This window comes from Rhodanobacter sp. G1, assembly GCF_055397855.1.
This window is the reverse complement of sequence record NZ_AP039674.1, coordinates 478,754-493,553: the sequence shown is the minus strand read 5'-3', so window position 1 is coordinate 493,553 and position 14,800 is coordinate 478,754. Positions and strand designations below refer to the sequence as shown.

General features: G+C 61.6%; 16 protein-coding genes. All 16 read left to right on the top strand.

Going from position 1 to position 14,800, the window contains the following annotated elements:
* Positions 1-19 precede the first annotated feature (19 nt).
* Positions 20-1,051, top strand: coding sequence for a P-type DNA transfer ATPase VirB11 (virB11, locus tag ACZ5Z2_RS01975; RefSeq protein WP_464760305.1), 1,032 nt, complete (start codon positions 20-22; stop codon positions 1,049-1,051).
* Between the two features lie 20 nt (positions 1,052-1,071).
* A complete protein-coding gene (locus ACZ5Z2_RS01970; RefSeq protein WP_464760304.1) occupies positions 1,072-1,977 on the top strand; it encodes a lytic transglycosylase domain-containing protein in 906 nt (301 codons plus the stop codon).
* Between the two features lie 262 nt (positions 1,978-2,239).
* A complete protein-coding gene (locus ACZ5Z2_RS01965; RefSeq protein WP_464761645.1) occupies positions 2,240-2,596 on the top strand; it encodes a TrbC/VirB2 family protein in 357 nt (118 codons plus the stop codon).
* A complete protein-coding gene (locus ACZ5Z2_RS01960) occupies positions 2,589-2,897 on the top strand; it encodes a VirB3 family type IV secretion system protein (RefSeq protein WP_464760303.1) in 309 nt (102 codons plus the stop codon). The genes ACZ5Z2_RS01965 and ACZ5Z2_RS01960 overlap by 8 nt, the downstream gene beginning before the upstream one ends.
* A gap of 49 nt (positions 2,898-2,946) precedes the next feature.
* Positions 2,947-5,430: a VirB4 family type IV secretion/conjugal transfer ATPase gene (locus ACZ5Z2_RS01955; RefSeq protein ID WP_464760302.1), complete on the top strand. Its 2,484-nt coding sequence runs from the start codon at positions 2,947-2,949 to the stop codon at positions 5,428-5,430.
* Positions 5,431-5,458: 28 nt separating this feature from the next.
* The gene (locus ACZ5Z2_RS01950) at positions 5,459-6,334 is read left to right on the top strand and encodes a hypothetical protein (protein ID WP_464760301.1); all 876 of its coding nucleotides are present in this window, start codon (positions 5,459-5,461) and stop codon (positions 6,332-6,334) included.
* An 84-nt stretch (positions 6,335-6,418) separates the two neighbouring features.
* Positions 6,419-7,528, top strand: coding sequence for a TrbL/VirB6 family protein (locus tag ACZ5Z2_RS01945; protein ID WP_464760300.1), 1,110 nt, complete (start codon positions 6,419-6,421; stop codon positions 7,526-7,528).
* Positions 7,467-8,024 carry a DUF4189 domain-containing protein gene (locus ACZ5Z2_RS01940; RefSeq protein WP_464760299.1) on the top strand — a complete coding sequence of 186 codons (558 nt, stop codon included), beginning with the start codon at positions 7,467-7,469 and terminating at the stop codon, positions 8,022-8,024. The genes ACZ5Z2_RS01945 and ACZ5Z2_RS01940 overlap by 62 nt, the downstream gene beginning before the upstream one ends.
* Positions 8,025-8,107: 83 nt before the next feature.
* A complete protein-coding gene (locus ACZ5Z2_RS01935; RefSeq protein ID WP_464760298.1) occupies positions 8,108-8,725 on the top strand; it encodes a hypothetical protein in 618 nt (205 codons plus the stop codon).
* A complete protein-coding gene (locus ACZ5Z2_RS01930; protein WP_464760297.1) occupies positions 8,722-10,248 on the top strand; it encodes an XVIPCD domain-containing protein in 1,527 nt (508 codons plus the stop codon). Before ACZ5Z2_RS01935 ends, ACZ5Z2_RS01930 begins: the two co-directional genes overlap by 4 nt.
* Positions 10,245-11,405 (top strand): TrbL/VirB6 family protein, encoded by a 1,161-nt coding sequence (locus ACZ5Z2_RS01925; protein WP_464760296.1) that lies wholly within the window; start codon positions 10,245-10,247, stop codon positions 11,403-11,405. Before ACZ5Z2_RS01930 ends, ACZ5Z2_RS01925 begins: the two co-directional genes overlap by 4 nt.
* A complete protein-coding gene (locus ACZ5Z2_RS01920; RefSeq protein ID WP_464760295.1) occupies positions 11,402-11,881 on the top strand; it encodes a DUF4189 domain-containing protein in 480 nt (159 codons plus the stop codon). The genes ACZ5Z2_RS01925 and ACZ5Z2_RS01920 overlap by 4 nt, the downstream gene beginning before the upstream one ends.
* Before the next feature lie 45 nt (positions 11,882-11,926).
* Positions 11,927-12,256, top strand: coding sequence for a hypothetical protein (locus ACZ5Z2_RS01915; RefSeq protein ID WP_464760294.1), 330 nt, complete (start codon positions 11,927-11,929; stop codon positions 12,254-12,256).
* A gap of 87 nt (positions 12,257-12,343) precedes the next feature.
* Complete coding sequence (locus ACZ5Z2_RS01910) at positions 12,344-12,913, top strand: lysozyme inhibitor LprI family protein (RefSeq protein ID WP_464760293.1); 570 nt, start codon at positions 12,344-12,346, stop codon at positions 12,911-12,913.
* 60 nt (positions 12,914-12,973) lie between these two features.
* Positions 12,974-14,305, top strand: coding sequence for a VgrG-related protein (locus ACZ5Z2_RS01905; RefSeq protein ID WP_464760292.1), 1,332 nt, complete (start codon positions 12,974-12,976; stop codon positions 14,303-14,305).
* A 136-nt stretch (positions 14,306-14,441) separates the two neighbouring features.
* Positions 14,442-14,762, top strand: a complete 321-nt coding sequence (locus ACZ5Z2_RS01900) for a hypothetical protein (protein WP_464760291.1) — start codon at positions 14,442-14,444, stop codon at positions 14,760-14,762.
* Positions 14,763-14,800: the final 38 nt, after the last annotated feature.

Here is a 14,800-nt window from a genome sequence, read left to right as displayed (position 1 = left end):
CCCGCCATCCCAAGCAGCCATGCAGGAACTGGACGCCCACATCTCGAACGAATTCCTCGCCTACCAGTACGACGTGCTGGGGGTGCGGGAGTTCATGTCCTCGCCGGACGTCACCGAGATCTGCATCAACCGTCCGGGCGAGCTGTACCTGGAAAGTCGCGGCGCCTGGCGCCGCGTCGAGGTGCCCGCTCTGACGTTCGAGCGGGCGCGCCAGTTCTGCACCGCGGTCGTCAACGAGAGCAACACCGGCCAGCGCATCACCGATACCGATCCGGTGGTGTCGCTGACCTTCCCCACCGGCGAGCGCGCGCAATTCGTGATACCGCCGGCCTGCGAAGCCGGCAAGACATCCATCACGATCCGCCTGCCCTCCAAACAGATGAAGACGCTGGCCCAATACCAGCAGGACGGCTTCTTCGACGAGATCGTCGAAGTCGGCGGCGGCATCGGCGACGCCGATCGCGAGCTGCTGGAGCTGCGCGCCAGCCGCAACTACGCGGACTTCTTCCGCAAGGCGGTGCTCAACAAGAAGAACATCGTGGTTTCCGGCGCCACCGGCAGCGGCAAGACCACGTTCATGAAGTCGCTGGTGCACCACATCCCCGACAACGAACGCCTGGTGACGATCGAAGACGCGCGCGAGCTGTTCATCGCCCAGCCCAACGTCGTGCACCTGCTCTATTCCAAGGGCGGCCAAAGCACCAGCAACGTTACCGCCAAGAGCTGCATGGAAGCCTGCCTGCGCATGAAGCCGGATCGCATCATCCTGGCCGAGCTGCGCGGCGACGAGTCGTTCTACTTCATCCGCAACTGTGCTTCCGGCCACCCCGGTTCGATCACCAGCTGCCACTCCGGCAGCACGGAGCAAACCTGGGATCAGCTCGCCCTGATGGTGAAAGCCTCCAGCGAAGGCGCCGGCCTGGAGTTCGCCACCATCAAGCGCCTGCTCATGATGACCATCGACATCGTCGTGCACATCAAGGCGCATGCGGGACGCCGTTGCATCACCGGCATCGATTTCGATCCGGCCCGCAGCTTTCCGCAATCCTGACCGGCACCGGAGACCATCGCATGTTTGCCGCAATCGGATTGATGACCTGTCCCAACCTGGCGGTGCCGGCCGAGGTGATGAGCCATGTAGTCGACGTCGAATCCGGCGCCAACCCCTATGCGATCGGCGTGGTCGGCGGCCAGCTCGAACGCCAGCCGAGGAGCCTGGCCGAGGCGCTAGCCACCGTGCACATGCTCGATGCCAAGGGCTACAACTATTCGCTGGGCGTGGCGCAGGTGAATCGCGCCAACCTCGGCAAATACGGCCTGGATTCCTACGAGAAAGCCTTCGACACCTGCCACAACCTGGCGGCCGGCGCCCAGATACTCGCCGCATGCTACGCCAGCGCCGGCGGCAACTGGGGCAAGGCCTTCAGCTGTTACTACTCCGGGAATTTCGTCACCGGCTACCGCGACGGCTACGTGCAAAAGGTGTACGAATCCATCAATCGCAGCATGGGTGTGGACGACTCCCAAGCCATCCCCTTGAAATCCGTGGTAACGACCTCGGCCAGCAGCAACGACAAGCTAGCGACGCTGTCGCCAGGCAGCCCCGGCTATCGCGTGGCTATTCGCAGCATGTCGTTCTCCCCGGCAAAGGCTGACCAGACTGCGGCCGACACCGCGCCCCCGTCCCAGGATCAAGCCCCCACAGCCCCGGCTACCGCGGCGCACGATATTGCTGCCAAGGTCGCCGCCACACCCCCGACAGCAACGGCAACACCGGAAACCGCGCCCCCGCCAGCCTCAGGGCCAGCCAACGGCATACCAAACAACAATGCGACCGCCTCCTCAATCTTCGAGCCGCAGGTAACTGGCCCGAACGACAGCGCGGTCGCCGCCGCCCAGAACAAACCACCCGCCCAACCCGCCGCGGACAAGACCGATCTGCGGGTTCGCGTGCACGACGCTGCATTTGTTTTCTGACGTGAAGCATGCACCGATAAAGCACAGGGACGTCATCGCACAAGAAGCTCCGCCTCTTCACCCGGCAAGCCGCAAACATCACCGCGACAACCGAAGCAACCGCAGCAGCAAGAGGGGTCGGCGGTACGGAAGCCATCGCGACCAGTCACCACGACCACCACATCCACCCCAACCGACCGAAGAAGGAAGTCCAACCATGGCAATCAAACCCTTTGTCAACGTCACCGAGCAGCGCAACCAGATGCTCAAGCGTGCTGTTCTCATGGCCGTCACTGCAGCAATCATCCTTCCCGGTATCGCCGGGGCGAGCGATGCCGAGTCCAACGTCTGCGGCGTTCTCAGCACCTTCAACAACTTGCTGAACGTGGCTTCGGTCGTCGTCGTGACCATCGCCGTCATCTTCTCGGGTTATCAGATCGCCTTCGCCCACAAGCGGATCTCCGACGTCGCCCCGGCGCTTATTGGTGGTGTGCTTATCGGCGCTGCCGCCCAGATCGCCAAGATGGTCATCGGCGGCAATTCCACGGGCAACACCCAGTGCGGCGGCACCTCGCTGAACTCCGCCATGCTGATGGAGCACCTGCACTCCGCCGCGCATCTCATCCAGCACTATGCATAAAAACGCGATGTTCCGCGGCTGCACCCGCCCGCCCATGTTCATGGGCGTGCCCTACGTCCCTTTCTTCATGGGTGCGGGCGGGTGCCTTCTGCTGGCGATGTACACCAACATCTTTTACCTGCTGTTGCTTCCCCTGGTGATCTTCGTGATGCGCCAGATGGCGCGCCGCGACGAGATGATCTTCCGGCTGCTCGGGTTGCGCCTGCAATTCCGCACCCGGGTACGCAACCTGCGGGAGCACGACGGGATGTGGGTGTTCACGCCCAACAGCTACCGCGGCCAGTCGAAAGACAAAACGTAAGCCACCAGGGCGCCCCGACCTGCCGGGGCGCCATTCCGGATCCAGAGCCATGCCCAAACCCAGCTTCATCCCCGACACCGCGATCAGCGAATTCGTCACGCTGTCCACCCACGTGTCCCCCACCGTGCTCAAGACCACGGGCGGCGATTACCTGATGGTGTGGCGCCTGGGTGGGCTGCCCTTCGTGGGGCGCGAGGAATGGGATATCGAGCACCGCCACAACACCTTCAACCGCATGCTGCAGACGCTGCGGGCACCGGACTTCGTGAACGTGGCGTTCTGGGTTCACGACGTGCGCCGCCGCCGCCGCCTCAAGGATCACAGCCGCTTCGCGCAAACCTTCAACCAGAGCCTGTCGGACACGTATTACGGCACGCTGTCCAGCCAGAAACTGATGCAGAACGAGCTATACCTCACTCTGATCTACCGCCCCATCGTCGAAGGCAAGCGCTTCGCCGAAAAATCCAGCGACCTCACCCGGCTGGAATCCGAGCAGTTGCAGGCCGTCAACACCGTGCTGGAGCTGGCAGGCAACATCGAAGCCGTGCTGAAGGACTACGCGCCCTACCGTCTAGGCATGTACGAAGCTCCGAACGGCATCGTGTTCTCCGAACCGCTGGAGTTCTACGGCTACCTGCTCAACCGCATCGATGAACCCGTGCCCGTGCTACCCGCGCCGGTCTACAGCTACCTGCCCGTTAGCAAGCACCACTTCTCCGCCAAGACCGGCGACTTCGTCATCACCTCGCCCGACGGCATCAACCAGTTCGGCGCCATTCTCAACATCAAGGAATACACCGATGGCACCTACCCCGGCATCCTCAACGGGCTGAAGTACCTCGACTTCGAATACGTCGTCACCCACTCGTTCAGCCCCATGGGCCGCCACGATGCGCTCAAGGCACTGGAACGCACCAAGGGCATGATGATCTCCTCCGGCGACAAGGCCTTCAGCCAGATCGCCGAACTGGATCACGCCATGGATCAGCTCGCCTCCGGCAACTTCGTGCTGGGCGAGTACCACTTCACCATCGCGATCTACGCGCCCAGCCAGGAAACGCTCTCGCAGCAGATCGCCGCCACGCGCGCGGAGCTTTCCAACGCCGGCTTCGTTTCGGTGAAGGAGGATCTCGCCGTCACCGCCTCGTTCTATTCGCAACTGCCCGGCAACTGGAAATACCGAACGCGGCTGGCCAACGTCAGTTCGCTGAACTTCCTCGGCCTGTCGCCGCTGCACAACTTCGCCACCGGCAAGAAAGAGAATAACCCCTGGGGCGACTACGTCACCACGCTGCAGACCACCAACGGCCAGCCCTACTACTTCAACTTCCACGCCACCCATCCGGCGGAGAACTCCCTGGGCGAAAAGGCCATCGCCAACACCATGGTCATCGGCAAGTCCGGCACCGGCAAGACCGCGCTGATCAACTTCCTGCTCAGCCAGGTGCAGAAGTACACACCCACACCCACGATCTTCTTCTTCGACAAGGATCGCGGCGCGGAGATCTTCGTGCGCGCCTGCGGCGGCAACTACCTCGCGCTGGAGAACGGCCAGCCCACCGGCTTCAACCCGTTCCACTGCGAGCGCACCGAAGCCAACGTGCAGTTCCTCGCCGAGCTCATCAAGGTGCTGGCCGGCAAGAGCGTCTACAGCTCGCGCGAAGAGGAAGACATCTTCCGGGCCGTGGAGAGCATGCTCGACACGCCCATACGCCTGCGCAACATGACCAACTTCCAGAAGAGCCTGCCCAACATGGGCGACGACGGCCTCTACGTACGCATGCGCAAGTGGACGGCCGGAAACTCGCTGGGCTGGGTGTTCGACAACCCCGTCGATACCATCGACCTGACCCGCGCCAGCATCATCGGCTTCGACTACACCGACATCATCGACAACCCCGAAGTGCGCGTGCCGGTCATCAACTACCTGCTGCATCGGCTGGAGGCGCTGATCGACGGCCGCCCGCTGATCTACGTGATGGACGAGTTCTGGAAGATCCTCGACGGCAAGGGCGGCCTCAAGGAATTCGCCAAGAACAAACAGAAGACCATCCGCAAACAGAACGGCCTCGGCATCTTCGCCACGCAAAGCCCGGAAGACGCGCTGGCCAGCGACATCGCCGCCGCGCTGATCGAGCAGACCGCCACCATGATCCTGCTGCCCAACCCCAACGCCAGCCGCGAGGACTACGTCAACGGCCTAAAACTCACCGAAGCGGAATACCAGGTGGTAGTGAGCCTCGACGAACGCTCGCGCCGCTTCCTCGTCAAACAGGGCCACTCCAGCGCCGTGTGCCAGCTCGACCTGCGCGGCATGGACGACGCGCTTGCCGTGATCTCCGCCTCCACCGACAACATCGAGATCATGCACAAAGTGCTGCAACAACGAGCCTCCGCCGAAGGCACGGCCGTGGACGACCTGCGCCCCGAACAATGGCTCAGCGACTTCTACGAAAACCGCAAGGGCAGCGGCAAGGCCAGGCCCGCCCAGCCGCCGCAGTCCACCCGTCCCACCCGCTCCGCAGTCCAGTAACCGAATCTGCATGAACAAGGAGTGCGCCATGACCAACTCGCTCACCAATCCGGCGCAGTCGCGCCCGACGTGCATGCGCTATATCGCCCTGGCTTTGGCGCTGCTGCTGAGCCTCGTTGCCAGCGTCGTTCATGCCCAGGACGAAGTGGCGGTTTCCGACCGAACCGTCAGAAGCAACACCAGTGACATCAAAAACAACACCAACGACATCAAGAACAACACCAACGACATCAAGAACAACACCGGCGACATCAAGAGCAACACCAAGGACATCAGCAACCAACTCGGCGGCAGCACCAGCAGCAACTCCTCCGACACGGTCAACGGCCACCTCAAGAACATCGACACCCTGGGCAACGCGCCCGCCACCCTCAGCACCGTGGCCGCTCCCGCCGACGCCATCAACCCGGACAAGATAACGATGACGGCCCAGGGCAGCGGCGCCGCCGACCCGTGCACTGCCCTGGCCAGCGCCCAGCAGGAGCAATGCCAACACATCAACAGCGCCAAGCTGGCGCGGTTCAACTACATGAAAGCCATGTACGACAACACGCTCAAGCTGCAACAGACCCTCACCGACCTTCAAAAAGCGCGCCAGAACATCGGTTCGGAGGAATACGGCAAGCTGCAGGACAACAGCAACCAGCTCCTCGCCGTCATCGCCCAGTTGCAGATCGACCGCCAGCAGATGGAATCGGTCAACCACGCCTACGAGTCGTACATCGCAGACCAGCAAAACCAGCAGATCCAGGAGGCCAAGGCGGCCACCGCACCCGGCTCGGCCGGCGGCAGCCCCATCAGCAACGTAGCCTCTTCGATCATCGGCGGTGCCATTCTGCAAGGGGCGTTGAGCGTGGAATCCTCCGGCAGCGGCAGCGACCATCAACTCAGTATTGAGCAATAAGCACCCGCCGTAACGGGCCTCGCATGCCTCGCCGGACGAGGCACGACACCTGGCACGACCCGCGTTTCACAAGGGAACCCGACCATGGGCGATTTAAGCAACTTCGTCTTCTTCACCATCATCAACAACTGGCTGAGCAATGAGATCTACAAATTCCAGTCCGATCTGTTGACGAGCATGAGCACGGCGATCGGCGGCATCGCGCTGGGCTTGGTCACGGTATGGATAATGCTGCACGGCTACCGCATCGTCACGGGCCAGTCGCAGCAGCCGATGATGATGCTGGTGGGCGATTCGCTGCGCGCCACGGTGATCGTGCTGGCCGCCACCTCCCTCGGCCTCGCCGGCTCACAGGTCTGGAACATCACCGACGGCATTTCCTCCGAAATCGTGCAGACGGTCACCGGCAATGCCGCCAGTCCCTTTTCGCAGATCGACCAGAACCTCGGCGAAATGCAGCTCGGCATGTCCACCATCGACACCATCGAGGACGGCGGCAACAGCACCGTCGCCAGCGACCTCACCCGCGACAAGTGGATGTCCGGCATCGGCGTGGCTGGCCCCGCCGTCGTCGCCGGTTCGCTGCTCCTGCTCAACAAGGTCGCCCTCGCCCTGTTCATCGGCCTCGGGCCTCTCTTCATCCTCTGCCTCCTCTTCAAGCAAACCGCTCCCCTCTTCCAGAAATGGCTGCTCTACGGCATCGGCACCGTCTTCTCCCTCGCCGTGCTCTGCGTCATGACCACCATCGCCATGAAGATGCTCACCGCCGTCACCGGTGCCTACATCGCCAAGTACGTCGCCTCCATGGCCATGTCCGGCGGCACCGCCTCCGCCGATGGGCTCAATTCCATTGCCCTCCAGCAGGGCGGCATCGGCCTCATCCTCACCACCTTGCTCATCTCCGCCCCGCCCATGGCCGCTTCGTTCTTCCAGGGCACGCTGGGGCAGTTCCAGTCGTATAGCCCGTTCGGGCGCATGGGCGGTGAGCCGGCGGCTTATCGGCAGCAATCCGTGTTGTTTGGGCATCCAGCTGCTAATACGCAGTTGCCGGGAAATCAAGGAAATCCAACAACAAACTTGAGCAGGAATACAACACAAATCACCGGCCCCAGCGGCAGCGGCATAGGTTCCGATGGTAATACCCCGGGCACACTCGGCTTGGCGGGAAAAAGCAGCTACCCAGGGCAATATTGACATGAAAATCATAACCACCCTTGGTCTCTTGTTAGTGGCCGTGATGTCTGCCCCCGCAGCTCGGTCTCAATGCGCCGCCGGTGTGGACACGGGGGGGCAATGCATACCACCGGATGCCCTCGATCCACAAGGCGATACCAATCCACACGCCCGGCCCCAGCAGCCTCAAGTTGTCTGGGCAGCAAGGTGGGGAGCATTTGCGATTGATGAGACCACATCAAGTATTGGTATTTCCGAAAACCAAGTCAGCAAATCTGCCGCTTCTGATCAAGCCCTGCAACGGTGTGAGTCCAAAGGCAATAGCAGTCACTGCCAAGTAACCTATACCTACCGTAATGAATGTAGTTCCTTGGCTGTAGGCACACATCTCTCCTATATAGGCTCTGACACAGATTTATCTCAAGCCGACAGCAAAGCCATGGACGGTTGTTCGAAAGGTGCAGCAGACTGCAAGATCGCATATCACGGCTGCAGCCCCCCCGTCCGCGTCCAGTAACTCCATAGCTTGCCCACGTACAGAAATGAACCGGTGACATGTTGATTGATTAAGAATAAGGTCAGGTTTTGCGGATTACAGACATGAACAGGAAAACACAATTTGACCGCCCCTGTTTTTTCCGCACGCTTGCAGTGGCCCTGCTCCTATCCCTCCCCCTCACCGCCTGCTCCTCGCCCATGAACGACCAGCCCGACATCAAACTCAACTCGCATCCCGTGCAGCGTTACGAAATCACCGTGACCACCGATGCGCCGGGGCCGTTCGACTCGGCCAAGGGTTACGCACACTATCAGGTCAGCAATGTGGACTGCGTGCCTCGGGACGCTTTCGAGGGCGCTCGCAATATTCCCAACAGGGGACATGAGTTCACTCTCACCAAGGTAAGCGACAAGACCTACAAGGGCTACTTCTACCTTGACCAATTGCAAAATGAGGATTACTTCGGGCTTGGCGTCTGCCATTTCGATCTGACAAGCGTCTGGGCAGGATTTGGAGTGCACGGCATGACGTTCGGAGCGATCATGTCGGCGGATACGCTTTCCGCGCAGAAACCCACGGTTTGGTACACACCCAAAAAGGTTTATTTCGATTCGTCCGAACATTCGAGCAACTGGTCTCTCCCCATGCCGGAGCTCAACGCCAAAGAACGCAGCCAGTATTTCGAGGTAACGATCACCGCGAGGAAGGTTAGCCCATGAGCCTCGACACGCGTGACTATGCCTATTTGTCCAAGAATGCTTACACGAACTACAGCCGGGAGGACATCGACCGTACCACCGTCAACCTAAATGGCCACGAATACAAAATCTTCGACTACGCGCAAAATCCTGACGGGTTTCACGCGACCGCCTACCAGCGCGTCGAATCACCCCATGACGTGGTCATCGCCTTTCGCGGCACCGATCCGGACATCAAGCACCATACCCTGACCACCATTCAGGACGTCGCCACCGACGCGATCATGGTGGCCGACAAGGCCAACGTGCAGGCGCACGATGCGATTGCGTTCACCGAAAAGGTAATGGCCAAAGTAAAGCATCAAGAAGAAGTTCGCCAACGCCCCATTGACCTTACCGTCACCGGCCACTCGCTCGGCGGTACGCTCGCCGAGATCGCCGCATCCAAGTGCCACCTGCACGGCCAGACCTTCAACGCCTACGGCGCAGCCGACCTCGGCCTTGGCATCCCGCAAGGCGGCCATCAGGTGATCGACAACGTGCTGGCCGGCGATGTGGTCAGCGCGGGGCACCACTTCGGGCAGGTGGTGGAATACGCCACCACGGCGGACATCGACAGCTTGCGCCACGCCGGCTACCTGGACGGACAGCACGGCATCCCGGAAGCACTGCGCGCGATGCGGCTGTCGGATCACGGCGGCGACAACTTCGCCCCCGATCCCGGCACGGGCGCTTCCGTGCTCACGCCGGAAAACCAGGCCCGCGCCCGCGAGTACGCCGCGCCCATCGCCCGCTACCGCGAGGACGTGCAGCGCGCCCGCGCCGACCTGCACGTGGCGACGGAACTGCCATTGACGCCGTTGTGGGGCGTGGCGCGGACGGCCGAGACCGTGGAAGCCGCTACTACCTTGGAACAAGCCGCGCTGCCGGTGGTCGAGCATGCGGCACAGGCGGTCGAGCACGCGGCGATAAGCACGGGTGAAGCCGTCGGGCATGCTGCCCAACGAGCCGGCCATGCCGTCGAACACGCCGCCGCACGCACGGGCGCAGCTATCGAACACACCGCCTCTTCCATCAAACAAGATGGCGCAGCCTTGCTCTACCGGGCGGAAGGTCTCCTGCATCCCGCGTCGCTGGAGGAGGCCGCCCATCCCGCCCATGCGCTGTACCAGTCCGCCCGCGCGGGCGTCCACCGGATGGAGAACGATAAGGGCATCCCGCACGGCGAGCATTCCGCACGGCTGGCCGGCGCGATCACCGTCGCCGCCCTGCAGCAGGGGGTGGCGCGTATCGACCAGGTGCACTTGAGCGACGACGGCGAACGCGCCTTCGGCGTGCGGAGCACCCCCCCGCTCACCGATTACAGCCACATGGCCGTCGTCGACACCGCCACCGCCGTGCGCACGCCGCTGGCGCAGTGCAGCGCGCAGGCCGAGGCCGCGTATCCAGCGTGGCGGCAACGCCAGACCCAGCAACGGCAGGCAGAACAGGCCGCCTTGATGGCCGCGCCGGCGCAACACCAGGCACAGGGCTTCGCCCGATGAGCGCGATGGCTGCCACGTTGCCGGGGCCGGTCGGTGGCCGCGCGCCCATGCTTCGCGCACAGGTCGGCAGCCGCAACTGGCTGAACGACAAGATCTACGCCTTCCAGGCCAATCTGTTGGCAAGCATGAGCACGGCGATCGGCGGCATCACGCTGGGCCTGGTCACGGTATGGATAATGCTGCACGGCTACCGCATCGTCACGGGCCAGTCGCAGCAGCCGATGATGATGCTGGTGGGCGATTCGCTGCGCGCCACGGTGATCGTGCTGGCCGCCACCTCCCTCGGCCTCGCCGGCTCCCAGGTCTGGAACATCACCGACGGCATTTCCTCCGAAATCGTGCAGACGGTCACCGGCAATGCCGCCAGTCCCTTTTCGCAGATCGACCAGAACCTCGCCGAAATGCAGCTCGGCATGTCCACCATCGACACCATCGAGGACGGCGGCAACAGCACCGTCGCCAGCGACCTCACCCGTGACAAGTGGATGTCCGGCATCGGCGTGGCCGGGCCCGCCGTCGTCGCCGGTTCGCTGCTCCTGCTCAACAAGGTCGCCCTCGCCCTGTTCATCGGCCTCGGGCCCCTCTTCATCCTCTGCCTCCTCTTCAAGCAGACCGCTCCCCTCTTCCAGAAATGGCTGCTCTACGGCATCGGCACCGTCTTCTCCCTCGCCGTGCTCTGCGTCATGACCACCATCGCCATGAAGATGCTCACCGCCGTCACCGGTGCCTACATCGCCAAGTACGTCGCCTCCATGGCCATGTCCGGCGGCACCACCTCCGCCGATGGGCTCAATTCCATCGCCCTCCAGCAGGGCGGTATCGGGCTGATTCTCACCGCCCTGCTCGTCTCCGCTCCGCCCATGGCTGCATCATTCTTCCAGGGGACGCTGGGGCAAATGAACTTCCTTAGCCCGTTCGGCCGCATCGGCGAAGGGCCTGCCGGTGCGCAGCAGCAGCGGGCGTTGTTTGGGCATCCGGCAAATCCGCAATTGCCGGGGAATACCAACACTGGGAGTAACACTCCAAGTACCGGTACTGGTTTTGGCGGCAATACTGGTCTGCCCCTAGGCGCCAGCGGCGGCGGCAGGAGTATCGACGCCCACACCCAAGGTATATACGGACAAGCCACGGGCGGAACCTTGGGGTCGAACCAATGAAAACTTTGATTACGTTGATCCTGCTGATCGTTACACCAGCCACTTGGGCGCAATGCACGGGCGCAGGGGATAGTGGCGTTCAATGTTTTTCGCCCGATATCTACGCACCAACCAATACCCCCAATCCTCAACCTCAGCAGCCTCAAGCTGTCTGGGCCTCACGCTATGGCGCTGTCGCTTACGACTCAGTGAGTGGAGCCGAAGGGCATATCACCGACCAGACCAGCAAGGCTCAAGCGGAGAGCACGGTGTTGAGTCTTTGCGCCCAACACGGTGGCGCGAATTGCAAAGTAATTGTTTCTTATTACAACCAATGCGCAGCAGTTGCTCAAGTTTCCGGCGGCGGGCTGATAGGCACAGGAAACGCCCTCCACTCACAACAAGCGGAACAGCTGGCGATGGAAGCATGTGAAAAGGGCGCGTCCAACTGCAAAATCGTCTACAGCGCCTGCAGCCTGCCTATCCGCGTCCAATAACTCCGCCTTTGTCCTTCTGCAAAGAAACGGATCAGGAGACCCGCCATGAAACTACACGCCCTTGTCGCCACCCTCGCCCTCGGCGCTGTCGCCAGCCTCGCCACCGCCCCTGTGCATGCCCAGGGCAACGTCTGCGCCAGCTTCCTCTGCATGGCCGGCAAGACCCAGGGCAAGAACAATGTCCCTGGCTGCACCGCCCCCGTCCAGGCGTTCTTTTCTCCCAGCCTCTATGTCTATGACGAAGAAGGTGTCGATTGGCCCGCCACCGCGCTGAGACGCGAGCAGTGGCTCTCTCAATGCAAAGGCGCCCAGGGACAGAACTCCGGCATCCTCGCCACCATCATCGCTGAGTACGGTATGCGCGCTTCCGGCTGAGCCGCTCCAAGCGCTGGAGTCAACCCCACATATCAACTAATCGTCTGACTCGCCAAAGGGCTCAGGCTTCCCCATAACCAGAAGATCATGAACAACGTTAGCCGCACAATGATCGCCCATGAACCCGTTGCCCATGCAGATGATCGCCTATCCGGCTTTTCGATCGTCATACGCTCGTTTCGATTGCCCGGATTCATCATCGACCAAGGGAAAGCGCCATGCCTTCGTTGTTTCTCTCTCTCTGGCTTTCGTTTAAAAATCGGATTAGCAGCCCTTCTAGTCCTAAGCGGCGTCGCACATGCTCAAAGCCCAGACACGCCAGTACAGTTGGATTCCGACGGCATCCGAGCCTCTTATTCCACCTGCCTCAAGGCGGCCGACGGCGTAACCCCGGACATGCAAGATTGCATCAGCAACGAGTACGCATATCAGGACAAGCGACTGAACCAAGTTTACAAGGCGTTGATGGCGCAATTGAGCAAAGTCGAGCAAGTCAAGCTGCGAAACGAGGAAAGAAAATGGATCGCTCATCGGGACGCTTATTGCGCACCTCCACCGGATGCGGGACAAGGACAACGCCTGGACGCTAATGATTGCGCGATGGAACAAACAGCGAAACGCGCCACCATCCTGGAAGCGCGTCAACCCAAAAAGTAATTTGTACTGTCATGTTGCTCTAGCGCATAACAGCCCACCGAAGCTTGGCAGGAGAAGGACATGGCGCAATCCGAATGGCATCCTGGACAAACTTCGGCGCATTACGAAGGTCATGGCCCCGGCACGATTTCCAGCGGCGAGGGCGACTATGGCGGCGTCTCTTATGGCACTTATCAGTTTTCCACGCAACCGGATGGTGGGTCGCTAAAGGAGTTTCTACACCTTTCGGCCTATCGGGATCAGTTCAAGGGACTGGAGCCCGTTACGCCCGAGTTCAATGCAAAGTGGAAAGAACTGGCACGGAGTGATCCTGGCTTTGCCCGGGATCAGTACGAAGTAATGAAGAAAACGCATTACGACGCCATGGCTGCCCGGTTGAAGTCCGAGGGGATCGACCTGACCGGGCGTGGCCCCGCTGTACAGGATGCGATATGGAGCACCTCCGTGCAGTTCGGCCCCAACCACTGGCACGGCGCCGGTGGCCCTGACATCTTCGAGAAAGGCTTACACGAAAAGTTTGGCAAGGACTACGACTTGTCCAAGCTTTCGGATGCGGATGTTGTCGAGGCCGTGCAGGACTACAAGATCAAGCACAACGAAACGCTGTTCAAGCATTCCCCCAAGGAATGGGCCTCGCTTGAAAACCGGGCAAGGAACGAAAAAACCGACTTGCTGAAATTAACTGGCGTAAAAGTTTCCATCAAGGAAGGGGAGACTCCGCAAACACCCGCAGAGCACGGAGCGCACACTCATGTGCATGCGACGCAGGGACAGGCACTGGAACAAGGCACCCACGGCCAAGCCGTGCACGCCCTGCAAGCCGACCTCGCCAAGCTCGGTTACAGCGACAGTCGCGGCCACTTGCTCAAGACCGACGGCGAGTTCGGCATCCAGACCCGCCACGCCGTGGAACGCTTCCAGCACGACCACCACCTCACCGTGGACGGCAAGGTCGGCCCCCTGACCCAGCACGCCCTGCACACCGCGCTGCAACAGCGCACCATGGCGCACGACCTCAGCGACCCCCAAAACCCCAACCATGCCCTGTTCGAGCAGGCGCTGGCCGGCGCGCGCACACTCGATGCCCGCGGCCAACCCACCGAGCAGCAGCGCCTCAACCTCGCCGCCGCGCTGACCGTCGAGGCCAAGCAGCAAGGCATGTCGCGCATTGACCAGGTCGCGCTCGGTGACGACGGTCGCCGGGTCTATCTCGCCCAGCAGCCGACCTCACCGCTGGAGACGATAAAGCTCGGCTCCGTCGATACGGTCACGGCCCTGCAAACGCCTGTGGCCCAAAGCTCCGCGGCAGCGGCAGCCGTGCCGTCGCCCTCCGTCACGCCGCCGGCTCCGGTCGTTCAGCCGCCCGCGCCAGCCCAGGCGCAAGTGATGTAGCCGACACGCACGCCGATGCTTCTCCTGTCCCTGTTCCACAGCCACGGCTTTCGTCTTGCCTGCGGGCAAGGCGTCGTCGCCATGCACGGCTACGATTCGGCCTTACCAACTTTTCATGACCACAAGGAGTCAAGTCATGCAATTGCGTACTCTGCTTGCCGCTCTCACCATCGGCGCCATCGGATTGACCACTGTCGCCGTACATGCCCAAGGCTCGGATCCCTATTCGGTCTACACCTGCATGGCCGGTATTTCCGATGTGGGCACCACGGGCGGCGCGGCTTGCACCGCACCTATCATCACCTTCCATGCCATCCAGATGTGGGATCCAGAATTCGACAGTGGATCTACCGCTTCCGCACGCCGGCAGCTCTTGATGCAGTGCAAGGCTACCCAATTGCCATCCAATTTGGCCGTCCGCAACGCCATCATTGCGAAATGGGGCTACAGCCCCTGAATGACTCTCGATTGTCCGTCGTTCCGCCATCTAAAGAT